This is a genomic window from Xenorhabdus japonica, from assembly GCF_900115195.1.
GTDB lineage: Bacteria > Pseudomonadota > Gammaproteobacteria > Enterobacterales > Enterobacteriaceae > Xenorhabdus > Xenorhabdus japonica.
Window position 1 is genome coordinate 1 of the sequence record NZ_FOVO01000025.1, and the last position, 22,756, is coordinate 22,756.

Here is a 22,756-nt window from a genome sequence, read left to right on the forward strand (position 1 = left end):
ACACGAGATTACAAAACACCGAATGAGTTATTTAAAGGAATACCCACTCATTTACTTCGTTCATTACGGTGTTGCGCTTAATATGTGAATCCAAGAAACATTAACACCAAAGCTACTAAAAAAAATAAAATAGGAAGGTCACTCTTGTTATCAAGATGAGATAATAATATAAATGTAGTCATTACATAATCCGTTACCAGTAAAACAGTAGACAATAATGTTATCAGTAATGCCTTTTTTTGCACTCCGAAATCTAATAAATTCCGATATTTATTTAATCTATCTTCTGCCAGCAAACTAATATCATTCTTTTTTACTCTTTGGTTAAGATCATAGCTTATTTTAAGCACATCATTCAGGTTTTCATTTAACACACAATATTGCCAAATTTTTTTAAAAAAATTTATTTTTATTTTTATTTTTATTTTTATTTTTATTTTTATTTTTATTTTTATTTTTATTTTTATTTCATGATTTTCAACAGCATCCTCTCCTGCTATTCCATTTATCTTCTTTCTCAAAATATGATTAGTTGTTCTAAACCATAAAATTTCCGTCATTGTTTGGGAAAAAACCTTACTATTAATAATAATTCGGTTAGATAGGAAATTAAAAAACACGACTGTTAATAAATACCATTCGTGATGCATATAATAGACAAAGTAATCAAGCAAAAGAATAGCGATCGCAAATATGATACTTACTGTATTCAGCACATTCAGAATTTTTAAAGCAAAAAGGCTTCCTCTGTAGGCATACAACGTTAATAAACAGGTTATAGAAATAATGAATATACCGGCGGAACGTTGGAAACCAGCAATATCAGAGGAAAAGTAAAAACCATAGAATACAATAACCAACATGATATAGGAAATAGATATCAATATAGTAAATAACATCAGCAGTAGACTTGCTTCTGAAGTTCGGTTAATGACCATTTGATTTTTTAGCCTGGAAATATCTGGTTCACCCAACAGTGAAGAGTCATTTGTTTTGATCCTACTATTTATATTTTCATACTGAATCAAAATATTTCTAAATTGATTGTTAGTTAATATATATCTTATATTCATGTTTATTTTTCCAAAAAATAACTATTTTTATATTTCTTTTTTACTTAAATAATCAACGAGTTTGATACGTGACCGGATTTTTCATTCATCCTATTTTTCCTCAGAATGTCTTGCTCTTTTTTTATCTCTGATTTTTTTACGCTTTTCCAATTTCAACGCTCTGGAATACTCTCTTAATTGTTTTTTATTAAAAACTTTTATTTTATCCAGTTCACTTTTAAAAACAACACGATTAATTCTGAGACACATCCTAGTCCATATAAAATCAGAGTAATACTGACTATTCAATATAAACTTAATCAACAAGCAACATAACGCTATAGAAAAAAAATATAGACCATCAGAATCAAACGCCTCTTTTAAAATAGCAACAAATAAACTAAAAATAAATACAATTGAATTTACAATCTTATGAATAACAGGGCCATAATAATATCCACTCAAAGTAAACCCAATATGAAAAATTGAAATAACACCACTAATTAACAATGACAATAAGAAAGAAAATGCTTTTATTTCGTTACTTGGATTATTTATTAACAAATCAGGTATAGCTACCGCTGCACCTGAAAAAAAAGCCATGAAAACTATCGTAATAAAAAATATAATAAGAGTTATCTTAAACCTACCAGGATAATCGAAGAATTTTTTATAACTCCGTTCATCCACAGTGATATGCTCTATAGTTGGATCAGCCGTCTTTATCTTTGATTCCAGATCTCTAGACTTATCCAATAATTTTTTGAATCCTGCATTTAAAACAAAACTTTTTATATTCATACAATAATTATCACAAACAATGCGCCCATAGAATCAATAAAGTTATTAAAAATGTTCAGATAAATAACTAGCGGGGTTTTCGTAAACAATAGAGTGAATCGTGCCAATAATATATTTACCCGAAGTAAATATATTTTCTGGACTCTTAATTGTTCCTGTCATTCCACTACCTACAAATCCACTACCTGCGACAAGCGAATCCTTCAAATGGTTGCGCAATGCCTTTTGTATCTCTTCATTAGGATAACGCTTAATATATCTTCCCTGCTCTATCGCTTTCTTAATTACTTGATTAGATATTCCAGGATTATTATGTCGCATAATTTCTTCAGTTAACCGTTTTCTCTCATGTCTTGGCATGTTTTTTAGCCATTCTGATGCTCTACGAGGAGAAGTTGCTTTCATTATTTTATAAGTTTTATATGCATCCTTTAGTGCAGCAGCTCCAGAGGTAAGGGATATTACATCTAATATAGTTGTGGTTGTAACATACCAATCTTGCGAATCTAACCAAGCAACATGTTCTACTCCTTCCCTCCCTGCACCTGTAAGTTGATAAACTCTATATCCTCCATTTACACATTGAAGACCAGATGCTGTTAAACCGCCATAAGATAAAATAGCTACGGGTGTACTCATTCCTCCTGTAAATGGTGCTGCTACTCCCGAGCCAAATAATCCGAATGCCGATACCAGTGCTCCACCACAAGAAAGCGCCGTAGAGCCAATCTCCAGCATCAAACTAGGCTCTGATACCGTTTTTTTCAGTTCTACTTTTGGAGTAACTCCTGCCTCAAGATTGAAAATAATAATATGTGTTAACTCAGAAGAGACATTATTCCCACGTCTTTTTGATGGTCTAACTAAATAGCGTTTATAGAAGCCATCGGAATAAATAATTCCAGCACCATAAAAATCACGGTGGCAATCTAATGCATCCGCAATAGCCTGAAAATCTATATTGGGAACGCCGTGATGTATGGAACCAAGCATTCTGGCATACTGTAAGCTCGGTAACTTACTTTCATCAAACTCGTTTCTTAGTTGTGATGTTAGACTTTCAAATTGCATATTATTTACCACCCGTGATTATTATTTTATGTATTGTTCTGGGATAATTTATATAATCAGTAAACCGTCTCTTCCCAAGCACAATACCCTGATGTGCCTGCCACATAATGCTGACAAACAATATCTTTATATCTTACTGCAACAACTTCCTCTGGTTGCCGATCATTATGGTTCACAGAATGTGGATATTGAACATTAACATTTATTAACTTGGCATTTCTTAAATGGACAGAGTAATAACGTTCTTGCCCACCAGCTTGCGAAGTTCGGTAAAAATCAAACATGAGATCAAGTTCTTCATTGTTTGAAATTGCCATCAATAGTAATGGTGATGATTTATCCAGAGGTTTGATAAACTTAACCGGTTGATGAGCAACGTTTTGTGAACGAGAAACTCCATGATTAAATTGTAATACAAAAACTTGATCTTCATGCCCAAACTGAAATTTATTACCAATAGAATCCAGCGTGGAACACCCTTGAGAGATCAACCCTTGAAGCTTCCCTTTTATTGTCACATAAATAGAATTAGCCATATTATCTTAATCCTTCATCATTATTTTTTGCTTTACCTCTTGTTGTTATAGCATAAAAAATCAATCAACAAATACCGATTAGATCCTAAAAAACAAGTTAATCACATAGATAAAAATATTTTGCTTTAATAAGAAAAATATCAAACGAGTAAATTAAATAACTTTAAAATTATCAGCCTAATATAAAAAATCCCCACCTCACGGTAGGGAATGAATACAACAAAAAATATCTGCCAGGTATCAGATATTAAATTTGAGAAAGTGTGTTCAATGTTTTTTTTCGCGTTCGTCAGTGACTGTGAAATTAGCGGCAATTAAGTCAATTTTCTTGGAAGAAAGCAGGGGAATTCGGTTTGCTGGATTCGTTGGACGCAATTCCAACTTTACTCCCAAATCATTGGCAATATCCACATCACAGCAAAGCCGCCACCGCTATGCGAGATTTATTGCTAATCTTCATTGTACACCCCTGTTGGTTATTAATTTTTATATGCCCAACAAAAGCTATCAATTTCGATATAGCACCTAAAATAATATAAAATTCTATATTTATAACCATATAGAATATAAAAAAGAAAACGCCGGAGAAAAAACACCAGCGTTTCAAGCGATTAAAAAATTATTCTTTTTGGGTAAGCAATTTTTCCAACTTATCACCGCCAACATGGCGGAAATCCTGTCCTTTGACGTAATAGAAAATAAATTCACAAATATTCTGGCAACGGTCACCAATGCGCTCAATAGAGCGGGCACAAAAAAGAGCCGTCATAATATTCGGAATCGTTCTGGGATCTTCCATCATGTAAGTCATTAGCTGACGGACAATGCTTTCATATTCCTGATCAACTTTTTTGTCTTCACGATAAATACGGATAGCCTCTTCCAGATCCATGCGGGCAAAGGCATCCAGCACATCGTGCAACATTTGGATAGTATGGCGCCCCAATGATTCCAAATTGACCAGCAAGAATTGATGTTGATGTGAAAACTTTTCAAGCGCAGTCTGACAGATCTTATTGGCAACATCGCCAATACGCTCCAGTTCAGCAATGGTTTTTGAAATAACCATAATCAAACGCAGGTCGCTGGCTGTCGGTTGGCGTTTTGCAATGATGCGAACACAAGCCTCATCAATCGCCACTTCCATCATATTGACCTTCTGGTCATCTTCAATCACTTGCCGTGCCAATACTTCATCTTGGTTGTGCATCGCCAGAATGGCTTTACTAAGCTGTTCTTCCACCAGCCCACCCATTGTCATCAATTCTGTACGAATATATTCCAGTTCAGCAGTGAACTGACCAGAGATGTGTTTGCTGAGATTCAGATTGTCCATCTTATGCTATCCCCATATCAACCGTAGCGGCCAGTAATGTAATCTTCGGTCTGTTTCATCTTCGGTGTGGTGAACAATCTATCGGTATCGCTGAATTCAATCAGTTCACCAAGGTACATAAATGCTGTGTAATCAGAACAACGAGCCGCCTGTTGCATATTGTGAGTAACTATCACTACGGTATATTCTGATTTCAACTCGCTGATCAACTCTTCAATACGCCCCGTAGAGATTGGGTCAAGTGCCGAACAGGGTTCATCCAGCAACAAAACCTCCGGGCGAATGGCAATACCACGGGCGATGCACAGACGTTGTTGCTGACCACCGGAAAGGCTATATCCGCTCTGGTGCAATTTATCTTTGGTTTCATTCCATAGTGCCGCTTTTGTCAACGCCCATTGGACACGTTCATCCATCTCTGCCCGGGGCAGTTTTTCAAATAGGCGCACCCCGAAAGCAATATTGTCATAAATTGACATCGGGAATGGTGTTGGCTTCTGGAAGACCATCCCAACTTTAGCACGCAGCAAAGCAATATCTTGTTTGTCCGTCAGGACATTAGTGCCATCCAGAATAATTTCGCCTTCAGCTCTCTGTTCACCGTACAATTCATACATTTTGTTGAAAGTACGCAGCAAGGTGGACTTACCACAACCCGATGGCCCGATGAATGCCGTTACCTTATTTTTTGCGATATCCAGCGTAATATTTTTCAGCGCGTGAAATTTGCCGTAATAGAAGTTCAGATCACGTACCTGAATTTTGCTTCCTGCTATTTTGTCTACTGCTGTTTTATCTACTGTTATTTTATTTACTGCAACTTTATTGACTGCAACGTCATTAGACTTGTTCATCAGTATTTATCTCTTTAATACCTTTCATGCTTTTATTCCATCGAATATTTCATTAAAGATCGAGGAATGGCATGTTAAAAATGCAGGTTTGAAAAAATATTAGTGCTTTTTCTTCGCAAACAGCGCACGCGCCACAATATTAATCAACAGTACGCACAGAGTGATCAGCAATACTCCCGCCCATGCCAGCTGTTGCCAGTCAGCAAATGGACTCATGGCAAACTTGAAAATCGTGACAGGCAAGTTTGCAATCGGCTGGCTGAGAGCGGTGCTCCAGAACTGGTTGGAAAGCGAGGTGAACAGCAGTGGAGCCGTTTCACCAGCGATACGGGCAATAGCCAGCAATACCCCAGTAATAATGCCTGATACCGACGCCCTCAACGTAATGGCTGAGATCATTTTCCATTTTGGTGTTCCCAGTGCATAAGCAGCTTCGCGCAGGTTATCCGGTACCAGTTTCAGCATGTTCTCCGTCGTGCGAATAACAATGGGAATCTGCAACAACGCCAGAGCAATGACCCCTGCCCAACCGGAAAAGTGTTGCACTTTCGCTACCACAACCGTGTAGACAAATAACCCGACAACAATCGAAGGTGCTGAAAGCAGGATGTCATTTATAAAGCGAATGATTTCTGCCAGCCATGAACGACGGCCATATTCCGCCAGATAAATCCCCGCCATAATCCCCAATGGCGTACCAAATACCGTCGCCCATAAGATCAGCAAGCCACTGCCAACAATAGCGTTTGCCAGCCCACCGCCCTCTGTATTAGGTGGTGGCGTCATCTCAGTAAACAACGCCAGTGACATACCATCAATGCCTTTAGTGACGGTGGAGATTAAAATCCAACTCAGCCAGAATAAACCGAATGCCATCGTCGCCATAGATAACATCAGAGCCAACCGATTTTTCTGACGACGCCATGACTGCATACGGCGGCGGCTTTTCATATCCACTTCGCTGATTACACCAGCTAGACGTGACGGTTGCTTATTGGTGGTTGTCATCTCAGCGCCCCTCATTTTTTGCCAGACGCAGAATCATCAATTTCGACAACGCCAACACAATAAAGGTGATTACAAACAAAATCAGTCCCAGCTCCATCAATGCGGCGGTATGCAAGCCAGATTCAGCCTCAGCAAATTCATTCGCTAATGCAGAGGTAATACTGTTCCCCGGCATATACAGAGACAAACTATCCAGTTGGTAGGTATTACCGATAATAAAGGTGACAGCCATTGTTTCTCCCAATGCCCGACCAAGCCCCAACATTACGCCACCAATCACACCATTCCTGGTATAAGGCAAGACGATATACCAAATCACCTCCCATGTTGTACAACCGATGCCATAGGCCGACTCTTTCATCATCACGGGGGTTTGTTCAAACACATCACGCATTACAGAAGCGATATAGGGAATAATCATGATGGCAAGAATGACACCTGCCGCCAGAATGCCAATGCCAAAGGCTGGGCCGGAGAACAACTCGCCAACGATAGGAAAGCTCAAGAGCACATCACCGACGGGTTGCTGGAAATACGTGGCAAATAATGGAGCAAAAACAAACAGCCCCCACATGCCATAAACGATACTGGGGATCGCTGCCAATAGCTCAATAGCCACGCCCAACGGACGTTTCAACCAATTCGGAGATAATTCCGTCAGAAACAGGGCAATGCCAAAACTCACCGGAACCGCAATAATCAAGGCAATTAATGAAGTCATCAATGTGCCATAAATCGGTACTAATGCGCCAAACACTCCCGCAGGCGCATCCCAATCTTTACGCCACAAGAAAGCAAAACCAAATGTTTGTATACTCGGCCAAGAAGCAATGATCAGCGAAATGATAATGCCTCCCAGCAAGAACAAAGTCAGCAATGCCGCCAATCTAACCAGAGCGCTGAAGATAATGTCGCCATTCTTACTCGGTGCTTTCAGTGCCGTTTTACGTTCGGCCATACGCTTAATTCTCATTTTGGGTTATTTCCCCCTTGATAAAGGGGGAGATTTTATAATCGCAGATTCACAGCGGTGATAGGAAAATTTAATATAGCGGTTTGCCACTGCTGTCTTTGATGTTGCTCTTCCATGCTGCACGTACCTGGCTGATCACTTCTTTCGGCAGAGCGGCATAATCCAGATCTTGTGCCTGTTTTTTGCCTTTGTCATAAGCCCAATCAAAGAATTTCAGAACTTCAGTACCATTTGCAAGATTTGCCTGTTGCTTGTGGATAAGAATGAATGTGGTGGAAGTAATTGGCCACGCATTATCGCCTTTCTGGTTTGTCAGATCCTGAGCAAAGCTGCTGCTCCAATCTGCGCCTTTAGCCGCTGCGCTGAAATTTTCTCCGGTAGGCGCTACTACTGCACCATCCGCTGAGACCAATTTGGTATAAGCAAGGTTATTCTGCTTCGCATAAGCATATTCAACATAACCTATCGAGCCGGGCAAACGCTGAACAAACGCAGCAATCCCATCATTGCCTTTGCCACCTAATCCGGTTGGCCATTTGACGGTCGAGCCTGCCCCGACTTTTTGTTTCCAATCGCTGTTCACTTTAGATAGATAACTCGTGAAAACGTAGGAAGTTCCTGATCCATCAGCACGACGAACCACAGCAATGTTTTGATCCGGCAGCTTGAGATTTGGGTTCAGCTTTGCAATCGCCGGGTCATTCCATTTCTTGATATTACCCAGATAGATGTCACCAAGGGTTTTACCATCCAGAATCAACTGACCAGATTTAATACCGGAAATGTTCACCGCCAGCACAATACCACCAATTACCGTCGGGAACTGGAATAGTCCATCAGCCGCCAATTTTTCATCAGCAAGAGGGGCATCAGATGCGCCAAAATCAACAGTATTGGCAATAATCTGTTTTACACCACCAGAAGAGCCAATGCCTTGATAATTGATTTTATTGCCAGTTGCTTTCTGATAAGAATCTGCCCACTTGGTATATATCGGTGCTGGAAATGTCGCACCTGCCCCCGTCAAGCTGGTGGCAGCAAATGAAGACAGGGATGTCATGGCAAATACAGCGGCCATGATGCTCGCCACGGTGGTACGCATTGATTTCATACTCCCTCCTACTGGGATACGCATCATTAATTAAAAACAAATGCCAAGCATGGCTGACAATTTGATTTTTAGGTTAAAAGATGAATCGTGAAGGAAAGTAAGTGAATTCAATGACAATACAATGTATGAATTATGACATTTTTATGACAGGACGTTTCGGCTGGATCTTATTTTGCGCTTTCAATTTTTGTATTTTCAATGAAGTACTCAATGCTGTGCTCAATGGAATATATACGCGAATGGATAGCCCCTCTTTTTCACTGATTCCCACCTGAATGCTCCCACCGTGGATACAAATGATCCGGTGGATGATCGCAAGCCCCAATCCCACACCACCATTATTCACTCCATCATTATTCACCCCATCATTACTACTGATGCCGCTAGCCCTAACGCCTTGCTTAAAGGGCTGGAACAAAATTGTGGCTTCTTCTTTCGTAATTCCAGTGCCGTTATCCTCAACCTGAAACCAGCCAAATTTTTCTGTTGAGCCGCTACTGATTCGAATCCATCCATTGCCATAACGCCGGGCATTAGTGAACATATTGACTAATACACGCTTGATGGAAAGGGGATGGGCTAAAATAAAAATCGGATCTTTAGATAAGCGATTCTCAATATCTATCATATTGTCTACATTTGACATACCACGTTGTTCTGCCTCGATCACTTCTTCAAGCAGCTCATTCAATTCACAACATGTAAATGGCATATCCTGCCCCGCCCGCTGATAATCAATGAACTGATCAATCATGGCATTGCACTCTTCAATATCCTGATGGATAGATTCTGTCAGAAAATCATCTTTTCCTTCCATCATTTCCATCGCCAGACGAATACGAGTAAGCGGAGTGCGCAAGTCATGACTCACTCCAGCCATCAATACCACCCGATCACTTTCTTGTGATTTCAGTGCTACCGACAATTGGTTAAGTGCTCTAATAACAGAACGGATGGCGGGTGTTCCCTTTTCAGGCAACGGTGATACTTTTCTTCCTTTTCCCATGTCAATGACTGCTTTTTGCATGGCTTTCAATGTACGTTTTGGAATAGCGAAATACCGCCGGAACACCGCGAATAGTGATAGTCCCACCACAAAGACACTTATAAAGAGATAAGGAAATATCGCGCTGAAAGCGAGTTTTTCGAACGTCACCAGCAATAAAGTGATCAGAGAGCTGAACAGCAGGCTGCCCAGCATCAGGTACAGAATATAGGAAAACCAGGCACGCAGAGAAGGACAAGGCTTTTTCATACCTTACTTCCATCAGGGACAAAAACGTATCCCAATCCCCAAACCGTCTGGATATAACGCGGATGGGCAGGATCTTCTTCAATCAGGCGACGCAGGCGGGAAACCTGTACATCAATAGAGCGCTCCATTGCGCCATATTCTCTCCCCCGAGCCAAGTTCATCAATTTGTCCCGTGATAACGGCTCACGAGGATGAGAAACCAACACTTTCAGCACGGAAAACTCCCCACTGGTCAAAGGCAACAATTCATCTTGGTGAAACATTTCACGTGTTCCGAGATCAAGTTTAAATTTCCCGAAATTAATCACCGCATCATCTGACGCCGGCGCTCCCGGCAATTCATGTGTCTGTCGCCGTAAGACAGCACGCATGCGTGCCAACAATTCACGTGGGTTAAAAGGTTTGGCAAGATAATCATCAGCGCCAATTTCAAGACCAACAATCCGATCAACCTCTTCTCCTTTCGCGGACACCATGATGATCGGAATCGAGTTATGCTGACTTCTCAACCTTCGACAGATAGACAACCCATCTTCGCCCGGCAACATTAAATCCAGGACAATCAATTGAATGGATTCTCTGGTCAATAAACGATCCATCTGTTCTGCATTTGCTGCGCTACGCACTTGAAATCCCTGTTCGGATAAATAGCGTTCCAACAACGCCCGCAAGCGCATATCATCATCAACAACAAGGATCTTATAACTCTCTTGCATGTTTCAGCTCCCAAGATGCTCCATGCCCGTAACATCCATTACAGAAAACCCATACTTTAATAGAGACTAACCGCATGTATTTTAAGGCCATTCACGACATTGGCAAACATTGCTTATGTTTCAGTTTTTGATTCTTGTTCTCCCTATTTTTGCTCCGCAATCTGTAACTTATGTCAAATGCTGATAACTAATTTCCAGTATCCAGTAAGTTACCATTCCATTAGGTGTCATCACTGTGACTTCATCATCAACCTGCTTACCAAGCAGCGCCCTTGCCACCGGAGAATCAATGGAAATCCACTTCTTGGCAGGAGCGAATTCATCCGGCCCTACCAAACGAAAAATGTGTTCTTCCTCATTATCATTTTCAACTTTTACCCATGCCCCAAAAAAGACTCTTCCTTCTTGTTGCGGATCAGGATCGACAATTTGCAATACATCCAGCCGCTTGGATAAAAAACGCACACGACGGTCAATTTCTCTTAATCTTTTTTTACCATAAATGTATTCTGCATTCTCTGAACGATCCCCTAACGCAGCAGCATCTGAAACAGCCTGAGTGACTTTAGGACGTTCAATTTTCCAAAGGTATTTCAGTTCCTGATCAAGCGAATGCCAACCTTCTCGGGTAATATAGTTACTCTTGGCCATAAAAAACTCACTTGAGAAAAGATGATTGATAGCGAAGTACTATATCTTAATCCAGCAGACATTCGATCTTAATCCAGAAGATATTCGATGAATTCTGCCGCAATATGACCGAAATATCGCGCTAAACTGGAAATTATCGCGCTCAGCACGTATAAATGGAGCCAGTTTGAACCATGCCGATATTGTTTCAGGTGAAATTTGATTTTATCCGGCTCTGTCTGATGATGTCTCAGGATATCCACAAGCACCAAGAAAATTGAAGAAAAACAGACCATGAATGAATCTTTAAGTCGAATCATTGCCGGTGAGCTACAGGCTCAACCACAGCAAGTCCTAGCCGCCATTGCTCTGCTCGATGAGGGAAATACGGTTCCTTTTATCGCCCGTTACCGTAAAGAAGCCACCGGTGGTCTGGATGACACGCAGCTCCGCCAGCTCGAAAACCGCCTCGGTTATCTGCGCGAACTGTCCAATCGCCGTCAGACTATTCTGAAATCGATTGAGGAGCAGGGAAAGTTAACTGTTGAGCTTGCAGAATCGATTAACGCTACGCAAAGCAAAACCGAATTGGAAGACCTGTACCTACCTTATAAACCTAAACGCCGTACCCGTGGACAAACAGCCATTGAAGCCGGATTGGAACCTCTGGCCGATCTGCTGTGGCAAGATCCGCAACAAGAGCCAGAACTGACGGCGGCTGCCTATGTTGATGCAGATAAAGGTGTTACTGATACCAAAGCAGCATTAGATGGCGCACGTTATATCCTGATGGAGCGTTTTGCCGAAGATGCAGCTTTGCTGGCAAAAGTGCGTGAATATCTATGGAAAAATGCCCATTTGGTCGCCAAAGTTGTCGAAGGCAAAGAGGAAGACGGTGCCAAGTTCAGCGATTATTTCGATCACCACGAAGCTATCGCGACTGTTCCCTCCCACCGTGCTCTTGCCATGTTCCGTGGACGCAATGAAGGTATCCTGCAACTGTCTTTGAATGCCGACCCTCAATTTGAGGAAGCCCCGAAAGAGAGCTACTGCGAGCAAATTATTACCGATCACCTTAACCTGCGCCTGAATAATGCACCTGCTGACAACTGGCGCAAGGCCGTGGTGAACTGGACATGGCGCATCAAAGTGCTGCTGCATCTGGAAACCGAACTGATGGGCACACTGCGCGAGAAAGCCGAAGATGAAGCCATCAATGTATTCGCCCGTAACCTGCATGATCTGCTGATGGCTGCGCCTGCGGGTATGCGCGCAACAATGGGACTGGACCCGGGCTTACGTACTGGGGTAAAAGTCGCCGTTGTTGATGCGACAGGCAAACTGATTGCCACCGATACCATTTATCCGCACACCGGACAAGAAAACAAAGCCGCTGCCACCGTCGCAGCTCTGTGCACCAAACATCAGGTGGAATTAGTCGCCATTGGTAATGGTACTGCATCCCGTGAAACAGAACGTTTCTTCGCTAATATCCAGAAACAATATCCTGATGTCACGGCACAGAAAGTCATCGTCAGCGAAGCAGGAGCTTCTGTTTACTCCGCTTCTGAGTTGGCTGCACAAGAATTCCCTGATCTGGATGTTTCCCTGCGTGGGGCTGTTTCCATCGCCCGCCGCCTGCAAGATCCGCTGGCTGAGCTGGTGAAAATTGAACCAAAATCTATCGGTGTTGGCCAATACCAGCATGATGTTAGCCAGATCCAACTGGCCAAAAAACTGGACAACGTGGTTGAAGACTGTGTAAACGGCGTCGGCGTTGACCTGAACACAGCTTCTGTCGCCTTGTTGACCCGCGTTGCAGGCCTGAGCCGTGCCGTTGCCCAAAATGTTGTTAACTGGCGTGATGAAAACGGCCGTTTCAATAATCGTGACGAACTGCTGAAAGTCCATCGTTTGGGGCCGAAAGCCTTCCTGCAATGTGCTGGCTTCCTGCGCATCAATCAAGGTGATAACCCGCTGGATGCTTCAACGGTTCACCCGGAAACCTATCCTGTGGTTGAGAAAATCCTGACAGCAATTGAACAGACCCTGCCTGACTTGATGGGCAATCCTGCCGCCCTGCGTAATTTGAATGCTCAGGATTTCACAACAGAAAAATTCGGTATCCTGACCGTCACCGATATTCTGAAAGAGCTGGAAAAGCCGGGTCGCGATCCTCGCCCTGAATTCAAGACAGCCACATTTGCCGATGGTGTTGAAACCATGAAAGACCTGCAAATTGGTATGATTTTGGAAGGCACCGTGACTAATGTGACTAATTTCGGTGCATTTGTGGATATCGGTGTCCATCAGGATGGTTTGGTTCATATCTCCTCACTATCCGATCGCTTTGTGGAAAATACCCACACTGTGGTCAAAACAGGCGACATCGTGAAAGTGAAAGTGATGGATGTTGACCTCAACCGCAAGCGTATTGCACTGACTATGCGTCTTGATGAGCAACCGGGTGAGACTCAGGCACGCCGGCCTCAAGGTGACAACCGTCAGGATCGCAATGATCAGAACCGCAATAATCACAACGGTAATGGCAGAAACCGACATAATTCGCGTTCAGGTTCTGCATCCTTAACCAACAGCGCCATGAGTGATGCACTGGCTGCTGCTTTTAATAAAAAACGTTAATTCGTAAAACCGTTTGTTTACGTAAATGATTTCCTGAGCTGGCGCAATTGCGCCAGCTCAGGATCTTTTCTATATTCTTTCAAAACACGTGAAGCTCTGACTGGTTAATATCACTAAATATATTTTTAATTTAAATAAATTGTTACATGAAGATAATAAAACTTCTTCAATATCCACTCTAAAAACCCCATTGTTTTCATAGTAATAATTCTATTTATTGCTGACGTGATAAATTTGAATAAGTGATGACACCTGCATCTTTACATAAATAATTCGTATACTTCGTTTCGCAATAAATCTCATAACAATGGGAACTTATTGAATAATATAAAAAACTTCCTGATGTTCTTATACCCAATGGGCTTCGGGTTTTAGGTATAAAGAACTCATTCACACTGTTGAGGAAAAAACATGAACAAACACGTCCAAAGCAGTTTTGATCTACTCAGCAATATCCGTTTTTTCAGTCTTTCCACTCATGATCCAGATGCAGATACAGTCTGGTCATCAACAATGTTTTATATTCCGAAATACAATCCACTGACACTGATCTGGTACTCCAAACAAGATACCCGACATTCGCAAGAATTGTGTATCAATCCCAGTGTAAGCGGTACAATCTACAGTAGTCGGGTTATGCCTGATTCATCGCTGGATCTGGCTGGTGCTCAATTTGTTGGTAGTGCCCGCCAAGTCCCCGATGATCAAATAGAAGAAACCTATGACTACTTTTTCTTAAAAACTTATCCTGATCCCGCTATCAGAAAGAAAAAATCCCGTCCTATCAGTGACTATCAAGGCCATGCCGTACGCCGTTTTTATGAGTTGGAAATTGAAAAATGGTGGGTGTACGACTCAAATGCCTGGAGCCAACATCAAGATGATGAGCGTGTACAAGTATCATTGAGTGAACTAAGTTACCCTCCTAAAGGTCAATGAAAACCAACGAGCCCTGTTTATTGACAGGGCTTATCAGTTCAAGAAAATTTCCCGAATATTAAACAATTCCAATAGCGATTTATTTCCAATAAAGCCACCATTAATTTGATTAATATCAATTTATTCCTGCGTTATTCAGTATAAATAATCTGTATCGCAGTTACGTATTATTATCATTAACAATTAGAGTTCAGATCAATTACCGAATTTTTTTCTTGTGAATTTCCCTTTATTGAGGATAATAATTCTCATAATCACTTATTTTTCAGTCAGAATGGAGAGTTATATGGTTCTTATTCCAGAACATAGATATAAAATTCTGGGATTTTCTCCAGAGATTAGTCCCGCTTATCGGCAAAAATTATTGTCACTCGGCATGTTACCCGGCTCAACATTTCAGGTTATTCGCTTTGCTCCGTTAGGCGATCCAATACAAATCGAAACACGCAGAGTTAACCTTACCCTTCGTAAGCAAGACCTGGCATTTCTCATGTTGCATGAAGATCTGAATCCACAAAGCACTGAGTCGATGTAGTTCAGAACAACCATTGTCTATACCGTTTTATAACCAGCTTAATAACCAGAGTACGAAGGTATAACCAAATTTATAACCAGAGTATGAAAGTCGCTTCCTGATTGGCAGAAAGTATAATGAAACAATTAACTATAGGCCTGATTGGTAACCCCAATGCCGGCAAAACGACGCTTTTTAACCAGCTTACTGGCTCCCGACAACGAGTAGGAAACTGGGCTGGCGTTACGGTAGAACGCAAAACAGGCCACTTTACCACCCATGACCATCAAGTCGAGCTTGTCGACCTCCCTGGTACTTATTCGCTCACCACTATTTCTGAGCAAACCTCCATTGATGAACAGATTGCCTGCCACTACATTCTGGGGGGTGAAGCCGATATGTTGATCAATGTTGTTGATGCATCGAATCTGGAGCGTAATCTTTATCTCTCACTGCAATTGATTGAACTGGGCATTCCCTGCATCATTGCACTGAATATGCTGGATATAGCCCAAAGCCAACGCATCAATATTGATATTCCAGCACTGGAGAAACGCCTCGGCTGTCCGGTCATCCCGCTGGTTTCAACCCGCGCCACAGGAATAGATGCACTAAAAAACATCATTGATAATTACCCACAAAATACCTCACAGAAGTTCCGCCCTGTTCAGGTTGATTATCCTGATGCGTTATTGCAGGAAATTTTCCACCTTTCCAGCCAGATTACAGAGAAATTCACGCCACAACAGTGTCGCTGGCTGACTTTGCAAGTGTTGGAAGGAGATATTTACAGCCGTGAGGTATCCGGCCTGACTCACGCGCAACTGGCAGAAAGCAACGGGCGCTTGCAAAAACAACAAATTGAAGAACCCGACCTCATCATTGCAGGTTCACGCTACCAGACAATCAGTGAAATTTGTCTGTCTGTCATTGATACCCGCGCGGCAACACCAAATAAACTAACCCAAGCGTTAGATACCGTTATTCTGAACCGCTGGTTAGGGGTACCTATTTTCCTGTTTGCCATGTACCTGATGTTTGTGCTGGCCATCAATATTGGGGGAGCTTTACAGCCAATCTTCGACGGCGCTTCCACCGCCATTTTTATTGATGGGATGCAATGGCTTGGTCATACTCTCCATTTCCAGAATTGGTTGACGGTGTTCCTTGCTCAGGGAATTGGTGGAGGCATCAACACGGTACTGCCGCTGGTTCCCCAAATTGGCATGATGTATCTGTTCCTCTCCTTTCTGGAGGACTCCGGCTATATGGCACGAGCGGCGTTTGTCATGGACAGGATGATGCAGGCAATGGGATTGCCGGGTAAATCTTTTGTGCCCTTGATTGTTGGCTTTGGTTGTAACGTGCCTGCCGTGATGGGAGCAAGAACACTGGACGCCCCTCGCGAACGTTTGATTACCATCATGATGGCACCATTTATGTCCTGCGGGGCAAGATTGGCGATCTTTGCCGTCTTTGCAGCGGCTTTCTTTGGAAAAAGTGGGGCAAGTATCGTTTTCTCCCTGTATATACTGGGGATTGTCGTCGCCATCCTGACAGGGCTGCTGCTCAAATACACGCTGATGCGTGGTGAAGCATCGCCATTTGTGATGGAGCTGCCGGTCTATCACGTTCCTCATGCCAAAACTCTGCTGCTCCAGACATGGCAGAGGCTGAAAGGTTTTGTGATACGCGCGGGTAAAGTGATTGTCGCGGCGAGTATGCTGATTGGTGCCCTGAACAGTTTCTCCTTCTCCGGTAAGACCGTGGATAATATCAATGAATCAGCATTAGCTTCCGTCAGTAAAGTGCTTACGCCTGTATTGCACCCCATTGGTGTGGATTCTGATAACTGGCAAGCCACTGTCGGGCTTATCACCGGAGCGATGGCAAAAGAAGTGGTTGTAGGAACCCTGAATACCCTATATACCGCAGAAAACATTACTCAAGAGCCATTCAATCCAGATGCATTTAATTTATTGGATGAACTAAAGGGCTCCGTAGCAAAAACGTGGGATAGCCTGAAAGAAACCTTCACGCTGAATGCACTTTCTAACCCGATTGAAGCCAGCAAAGGTGACGGCGATATGGATCGCGGTTCAATGGGAACCATGAGCGCCAAATTCGGCTCTGCTATTTCCGCTTACAGCTACCTGATTTTCGTGCTGCTGTATGTGCCTTGCGTTTCCGTCATGGGAGCCATTGCCCGCGAAACCAGCCGTGGCTGGATGACATTCTCCATTCTGTGGGGATTGAACGTCGCTTATTCTCTGTCAGCGCTGTTTTATCAAATCACAACGTTTTCGGCTCATCCACAAAGTAGCTTGATAACAATCTCGACCGTGATTCTGTTTAACATATTAGTCTTTATTGGCTTACGCCGCGCACGCAGCAGAGTTACCGTTATGTTCAATAACACGACTGACCGTAGTTGCGAATGTTCAAAGGGCAGTTGCCACTAGTCGGAGCCATAAATGATTAATCTGCTGAAAATCAGAGATGCTGTTGCCCTCAACGGGCGTACCGATGCAAGGTCATTGAGCCATCAGTTTTCAGCACCGCTGCCAATGGTAGAAGCCATGCTCAAGCAGCTTGTCATTATGGGTAAACTGGAGGAAGTGGACACTTCCTCCTGCCTCAGCGGGGGCTGCAAACAGTGCCCGGAAACGCAAAAATGTGACACTAAGGCGTATCAGATTGCCGTAAAAAAATAAGGAGTTGCCCCGTTGTCTAAATTAAACATCAACGACGAACCAGGTGAGAGCCACATATAGCTAAGCCCTCAGCTTTTGTTCTACCCATTGTGCGACTCGTTGTGCATCTCTGGCAGCACCCAGTAATAACTCAGAGCTGCGACTACTAAGCCATTTTCTGCCCACGATAAACAGCCCCGAATAGGCTGTTTTTCCTCCGTTTATATTACCACTTTCGCAGACAAAACCTTGTGAATCACTAATATCAGGTAAGGTCAACCAATCAGTTGCGTCCTTATATCCCACACACCAAATCAGTCCATCAATCTGGTATTTTTTTCCTTGTTGGTCATATAGTGTTTCATGTTCAGTTTTTACCAATTTTTGTGCTATCTGCACATTAAGCCCAGATAGATGTTGATTAGTAAGTTCACCACATGGAAGTGGATTACGTCGTTGCACTATTTTACCGAGCAGGCTTGAAGTATCTGCATACAGTATCTTTGATTTATGTAGCCACCAGAATAGATCCTTCCCCAGAACTCTATTTGACACGAGAGGACGAGGAGAGCCGCAAAATAGAGTAACCTGCATAGAGGAGGAAAGTTCTTTTGATATCTGTCGGCCACTAGCACCATCACCTATGACAGCAATCCGAGACCCAGCCTGAAATTGCTCTGGGTTCTGATAACGGTCAGCCGTCAGTTGTTGGACTGAAGGGGACAGATCGCTCGCCATCTCAGGAATAATTGGTACTTGATTAGCACCAGTGGCGTTAATTAAACAAGGAGCAGAAAACTGCTCCTTTTTTTCTGTAGTCAGCGTAAACAACCCATCTTGATGCTTAACACTGATCACCTGTGTTCCCGTTAATACATTTAGATTATGATGATGTGCATAACGTTCTAGGTAATCTGCTATCTCATCCTTGCCCGGATAGCCATCAGGAGCGCCCTGCAAAGGAAAATCAGGTAACTGGCTCATCATCCGGGAAGTAAATAATAACATATTGTCGGGACGCCTACGCCAAACATCGCCAATATGCTGGTCTCGCTCCAGAATCAAAGTATTAATTTTTTTTTTGTTAAGGGTAACTGCCAGCGTTAGCCCCGCTTGCCCAGCACCAACGATCAAGCAATCGATTTTCATGGCATTGGCTCCAATTGCAGTATGTGTTCAGCCAAAGCGTGAATAGTGGGGTATTCATAGCCAAGGATAGGATCCAATTTTCGCTGCAATACTTTTTCTAACTGACCAATCAGGGTAACCCTGCTTGCAGAATCCAGGCCAAGACTATCGAAAGAAACGTGTTCACCGATAGGAAGGTCATAGCGTTGGAAATAAGGTGTTAAATATTCAATCAGCCAGCCTTTTAACTCCAGCTCAGTCATATTATGCTCCTTGAGTTTCGGTGGTAGACAGTACATCGGCTAGTTGTAATTTGCCTTGCAAGTAGAGCGAACGGCAGAGTTTTCGTTGTACTTTTCCACTGCTGGTTGTAGGCAATTTATTAGTTTGAATAAACACTAAATCAGCGATATCGATATCGAACGCTGCATTAAGTGTCTGGATTACATTTCGTCTCAATTCTCTGAACTTGTTGTTTTCCCGTTTCACATTTTTTTGCAGCTCTATGGCGACAACAACCTGCTGTCCCAGTTCAAAAGCTATTGCTTTTCCTGAACGAAAGGCTATGGATTGCATAGTGGCCGTATATTCAATGTCCTGTGGATAGATATTCCTCCCCCGGATAATAATCAGATCTTTCAAACGGCCTGTAATCAACAAATGGTGTTGATACAAACAACCGAGATCACCGGTACGGAGAAAAGGCCCTTCGCCAGTGGTCGTATAGGCCATGAAGTTTTGCTGGGTTTGTTGTGGATTATTCCAATATCCTACGGCTATACTTGGTCCCTGAACCCAGATTTCACCGATTTCATCAGGCTCACACAATACTTTTGTATCCGGATTAACAATAACAACTCGGTGACCAGGTGCAACCTGACCACAGGCTTGCATTATAATCCCATCGGGTTTTAAGACCAGTTTCCCTTTTTCCAGACTGCTGCTGCAAAGTGTTAAACTCAATGGAGGATCTTCACTCGTGGATGAACTGATAACCAGAGTCGCTTCAGCCATGCCGTAACAAGGTATTTGGCTTTGATAAATAAACCCATATTCTTTAACTGCCTGATAAAAACGCATCAATGTTTCATTTCTAACGGGTTCGGCACCATTACCAGCCCAACGCCAGCGGGACAGATCCAAATTAAGCCCAGAGCAATCTTGGTCAGCACATAAGTCATAAGCAAAATTGGGGGCACAACAGAATTCTGCCTTATAATCATGCATCAACTGTAACCAACGTAATGGCTGCTGGATAAATGATAATGGTGACATGAAGTTATATTGTCCACCCAAGGCCATAGTCATTAAAATATGTCCCACCAATCCCATATCGTGAAACTGAGGTATCCAGCCTCCAATAACTAACCCTTCATGCAAGCCAAAAGTATTATTCATTGCCCGCAAGTTATGGATTAAATTATCGTGAGTGACCATCACTCCTTTAGGGGTATCAGTGGAACCAGAGGTATATTGCAAGAAAGCCAATTGCTCTGGACTGATTGAGGGAAGTTCGGTTATTTCATCTATTGGCTGATTTTCCGAGTAATATATGATCCCCAACTCAGGAAATTCATTTGATAAAACCCTGCCTAACCCTGAAGTGGTGAGAATCACTTTAGCTTCGGAGTCATTCAAGATTTGAGTTAACCTTTGTAGATGGCGACTTCCGCGAACTACATTGGATGGAACAGCAATAACCCCAGCCTTAAAACAGGCTAATAACCCGACAATAAACTCCAGACCTGCAGGGTACATCAAAATAACCGTTTTCCCTTGCTGCCCAGCAGTAACGAGTGCACAAGCCAGTTGATGAGAACGTTGTTCGAGTTCTTGCCAAGACAGGGTAACAGTATCTGAATCTCCTGAAGGTAAAAAACGATATACAATTTGATTTGGCCGCTGTGAAGCATAATGTTTAAAACAGCATAATAGTGTTTGTGCATGCTCCAACATCATATTCTTTGTTCTCCTGCAATAGCTAATAGATGCCATGTTTCCTGTTGTAAAGCATTAGCCAGAACACTAACTTCATGCTGCTCAGTAACATGTCCAAAGCTTATCCTTAATGCACTATCGATATAGTCATGGGGAGATTGCATCGCAAGTAAAACATGTGAACGTTGGGGTGACTGTGAGTTATTGCTACAAGCAGATCCCAATGAAACAGAAATACCGTGGCATAAATCCAATCGGCTTGCTAACGCTTCGGCTCTAATACCAGGGAAACTGATATTTAATGTCCATGGAGCCTGATACTCAGGATTTGTCTCACCGTTGACGTGATAATTCACACCGAACTCATCTAATTGAGTGAGCAGGTAAGTTCTCATTTCACGGCAGTAATTAATGCGTTGCATCAATTCTTCATGAGCTTCTTTTGCAGCAGCAGCTAATCCGGCTATTCCTAATGTATTTTCTGTGCCACTACGTAAACCGTGTTCTTGTCCACCGCCATGTAGTAAGGGATTAATTTTCACTTGCTGGCTGTAATACAGCCCACCTATCCCTTTAGGGGCATAAAACTTATGCCCGGAAAAGGAGATAGTTAATGGGATATCATCAAAACTGCTCATCGGCCATTTTCCTACTGCTTGTATGGCATCGAAATGCAGATGGATACCTTTTCCTTTCAGTCTGGAAGCCAGCTTATCGTAGGGTTGAATGACACCAGTTTCATTGTTGATCGCCATCAATGCGATGAAACAAGTTTGGGGTGTGATGGCATTACACAAGGTATCCGGATCTATTCTTCCTGTTTTACTCGGTTCAATGACTGTGAGTTTCAGGCCTTGCGCTTGATACCAACGCAGAGGTTCCAGAATTGAAGAATGTTCAATTGCAGAACAGATAGCGTGATAGCGTGATAATTGACCAACTGGAAGCTGGCTGAATACACTGTGCAGCGCCAAGTTATTGCTCTCTGTTCCCCCAGAAGTAAAAATGATCCTTTCTGACGAACCTCCCACTAATTGAGCTATTGACTCTTTTGCCTGATGAATCAACGTCACCAAATTTTGGCTCAAACGATATCTACTGGAAGGATTGCCAAATTGATCCAACATACCCTGAATTGCCATCTTTGCCTTATGACTCAGTGGTGTTGTCGCATTGAAATCAAAGTACAACATTGTCATATATGCACCCTTACCTGCTGAAAAAGAGCATGCAACATAGCCAAACAATGCTGCTGTGAAGGTTGCAACTTACCTAACATACTATCGATATCTTGTGTGCTGAATTGGGCAATCTCTGTCAGCGTTTTTCCTTGAACCTGACGACAAAACTGATTGGACATGGCTAAAGAAGTCGTACATCCCCAGGCTTGAAAACGAGCCTCATTGATATGCCCTCCTTCACTCAATGACAAATCAATATTCACTGTATCCCCACACACAGGGTTACCCAACTTCAGTTGAATATCCGGATTTGTTAGGCTTCCCTGAAAATCAGGATTACAGAAGTTATCAGTGATAATTTCATTAAACATGATTAA

The 22,756-nt window shown here is 42.5% G+C and carries 22 protein-coding genes and 1 pseudogene; 5 read left to right on the top strand and 18 right to left on the bottom strand.

The annotated features are described in order from the left end of the window. Window positions 1–77: 77 nt before the first annotated feature. The 13 genes and pseudogenes from BM135_RS17005 to greB form a co-directional block, all read right to left on the bottom strand. On the bottom strand, window positions 78–1,073 hold the full coding sequence (locus BM135_RS17005) for a hypothetical protein (RefSeq protein WP_092519709.1): 996 nt from the start codon (window positions 1,071–1,073) through the stop codon (window positions 78–80). Window positions 1,074–1,163: 90 nt separating this feature from the next. After that, the gene (locus BM135_RS10655; RefSeq protein WP_092519710.1) at window positions 1,164–1,853 is read right to left on the bottom strand and encodes a hypothetical protein; all 690 of its coding nucleotides are present in this window, start codon (window positions 1,851–1,853) and stop codon (window positions 1,164–1,166) included. Between the two features lie 45 nt (window positions 1,854–1,898). Then, a complete protein-coding gene (ssp4, locus tag BM135_RS10660; protein ID WP_092519711.1) occupies window positions 1,899–2,924 on the bottom strand; it encodes an Ssp4 family T6SS effector in 1,026 nt (341 codons plus the stop codon). Window positions 2,925–2,980: 56 nt separating this feature from the next. Then, on the bottom strand, window positions 2,981–3,460 hold the full coding sequence (locus BM135_RS10665) for an Hcp family type VI secretion system effector (protein ID WP_092519712.1): 480 nt from the start codon (window positions 3,458–3,460) through the stop codon (window positions 2,981–2,983). A 273-nt stretch (window positions 3,461–3,733) separates the two neighbouring features. Next, window positions 3,734–3,874, bottom strand: a pseudogene (locus BM135_RS10670) (transporter substrate-binding domain-containing protein); the annotation flags it as partial. Between the two features lie 205 nt (window positions 3,875–4,079). Continuing rightward, on the bottom strand, window positions 4,080–4,796 hold the full coding sequence (phoU, locus tag BM135_RS10675; RefSeq protein ID WP_092519713.1) for a phosphate signaling complex protein PhoU: 717 nt from the start codon (window positions 4,794–4,796) through the stop codon (window positions 4,080–4,082). A 17-nt stretch (window positions 4,797–4,813) separates the two neighbouring features. Then, on the bottom strand, window positions 4,814–5,650 hold the full coding sequence (pstB, locus tag BM135_RS10680) for a phosphate ABC transporter ATP-binding protein PstB (RefSeq protein ID WP_245737381.1): 837 nt from the start codon (window positions 5,648–5,650) through the stop codon (window positions 4,814–4,816). 99 nt (window positions 5,651–5,749) lie between these two features. Then, on the bottom strand, window positions 5,750–6,658 hold the full coding sequence (pstA, locus tag BM135_RS10685) for a phosphate ABC transporter permease PstA (protein ID WP_092519714.1): 909 nt from the start codon (window positions 6,656–6,658) through the stop codon (window positions 5,750–5,752). A 1-nt stretch (window position 6,659) separates the two neighbouring features. Continuing rightward, window positions 6,660–7,616: a phosphate ABC transporter permease PstC gene (pstC, locus tag BM135_RS10690; RefSeq protein ID WP_092519715.1), complete on the bottom strand. Its 957-nt coding sequence runs from the start codon at window positions 7,614–7,616 to the stop codon at window positions 6,660–6,662. A gap of 85 nt (window positions 7,617–7,701) precedes the next feature. Then, on the bottom strand, window positions 7,702–8,742 hold the full coding sequence (gene pstS, locus BM135_RS10695; protein WP_092519716.1) for a phosphate ABC transporter substrate-binding protein PstS: 1,041 nt from the start codon (window positions 8,740–8,742) through the stop codon (window positions 7,702–7,704). Window positions 8,743–8,872: 130 nt separating this feature from the next. Then, window positions 8,873–9,997 (bottom strand): ATP-binding protein, encoded by a 1,125-nt coding sequence (locus tag BM135_RS10700; protein ID WP_245737382.1) that lies wholly within the window; start codon window positions 9,995–9,997, stop codon window positions 8,873–8,875. Next, complete coding sequence (gene ompR / locus BM135_RS10705) at window positions 9,994–10,713, bottom strand: osmolarity response regulator transcription factor OmpR (protein WP_092519717.1); 720 nt, start codon at window positions 10,711–10,713, stop codon at window positions 9,994–9,996. Before ompR ends, BM135_RS10700 begins: the two co-directional genes overlap by 4 nt. A gap of 168 nt (window positions 10,714–10,881) precedes the next feature. Next, window positions 10,882–11,364 (bottom strand): transcription elongation factor GreB, encoded by a 483-nt coding sequence (gene greB, locus BM135_RS10710; RefSeq protein ID WP_092519718.1) that lies wholly within the window; start codon window positions 11,362–11,364, stop codon window positions 10,882–10,884. 273 nt (window positions 11,365–11,637) lie between these two features. Here greB and BM135_RS10720 point away from each other — a divergent pair, with 273 nt between their 5' ends. The 5 genes from BM135_RS10720 to BM135_RS10740 all read left to right on the top strand — a co-directional run bounded on the left by BM135_RS10720 (window position 11,638) and on the right by BM135_RS10740 (window position 18,153). Beyond that, entirely contained in the window at window positions 11,638–13,986 is a 2,349-nt protein-coding gene (locus BM135_RS10720) for a Tex family protein (protein ID WP_092519720.1), read from the top strand. A gap of 411 nt (window positions 13,987–14,397) precedes the next feature. Continuing rightward, window positions 14,398–14,925: a pyridoxamine 5'-phosphate oxidase family protein gene (locus BM135_RS10725; RefSeq protein ID WP_092519721.1), complete on the top strand. Its 528-nt coding sequence runs from the start codon at window positions 14,398–14,400 to the stop codon at window positions 14,923–14,925. Between the two features lie 286 nt (window positions 14,926–15,211). Then, window positions 15,212–15,460 carry a ferrous iron transporter A gene (gene feoA / locus BM135_RS10730; RefSeq protein WP_092519722.1) on the top strand — a complete coding sequence of 83 codons (249 nt, stop codon included), beginning with the start codon at window positions 15,212–15,214 and terminating at the stop codon, window positions 15,458–15,460. A gap of 116 nt (window positions 15,461–15,576) precedes the next feature. Next, window positions 15,577–17,901: a Fe(2+) transporter permease subunit FeoB gene (feoB, locus tag BM135_RS10735; RefSeq protein ID WP_092519723.1), complete on the top strand. Its 2,325-nt coding sequence runs from the start codon at window positions 15,577–15,579 to the stop codon at window positions 17,899–17,901. 12 nt (window positions 17,902–17,913) lie between these two features. Continuing rightward, window positions 17,914–18,153 carry a FeoC-like transcriptional regulator gene (locus BM135_RS10740; RefSeq protein ID WP_092519724.1) on the top strand — a complete coding sequence of 80 codons (240 nt, stop codon included), beginning with the start codon at window positions 17,914–17,916 and terminating at the stop codon, window positions 18,151–18,153. Window positions 18,154–18,213: 60 nt separating this feature from the next. Here the strand turns inward: BM135_RS10740 and BM135_RS10745 are convergent, their stop codons facing one another. From BM135_RS10745 to BM135_RS10765, 5 genes are read right to left on the bottom strand one after another with little or no spacing between them, the layout of a single operon-like run. Then, window positions 18,214–19,281, bottom strand: coding sequence for a flavin-containing monooxygenase (locus BM135_RS10745; RefSeq protein ID WP_092519725.1), 1,068 nt, complete (start codon window positions 19,279–19,281; stop codon window positions 18,214–18,216). After that, a complete protein-coding gene (locus BM135_RS10750; RefSeq protein WP_175486090.1) occupies window positions 19,278–19,523 on the bottom strand; it encodes an acyl carrier protein in 246 nt (81 codons plus the stop codon). The genes BM135_RS10745 and BM135_RS10750 overlap by 4 nt, the downstream gene beginning before the upstream one ends. A 1-nt stretch (window position 19,524) precedes the next feature. Beyond that, window positions 19,525–21,219, bottom strand: a complete 1,695-nt coding sequence (locus tag BM135_RS10755) for a fatty acyl-AMP ligase (protein WP_175486092.1) — start codon at window positions 21,217–21,219, stop codon at window positions 19,525–19,527. Next, window positions 21,216–22,397 (bottom strand): cysteine desulfurase family protein, encoded by a 1,182-nt coding sequence (locus BM135_RS10760; RefSeq protein WP_092519728.1) that lies wholly within the window; start codon window positions 22,395–22,397, stop codon window positions 21,216–21,218. Before BM135_RS10760 ends, BM135_RS10755 begins: the two co-directional genes overlap by 4 nt. Continuing rightward, complete coding sequence (locus BM135_RS10765) at window positions 22,394–22,750, bottom strand: iron-sulfur cluster assembly scaffold protein (protein WP_092519729.1); 357 nt, start codon at window positions 22,748–22,750, stop codon at window positions 22,394–22,396. The genes BM135_RS10760 and BM135_RS10765 overlap by 4 nt, the downstream gene beginning before the upstream one ends. Window positions 22,751–22,756 lie beyond the last annotated feature (6 nt).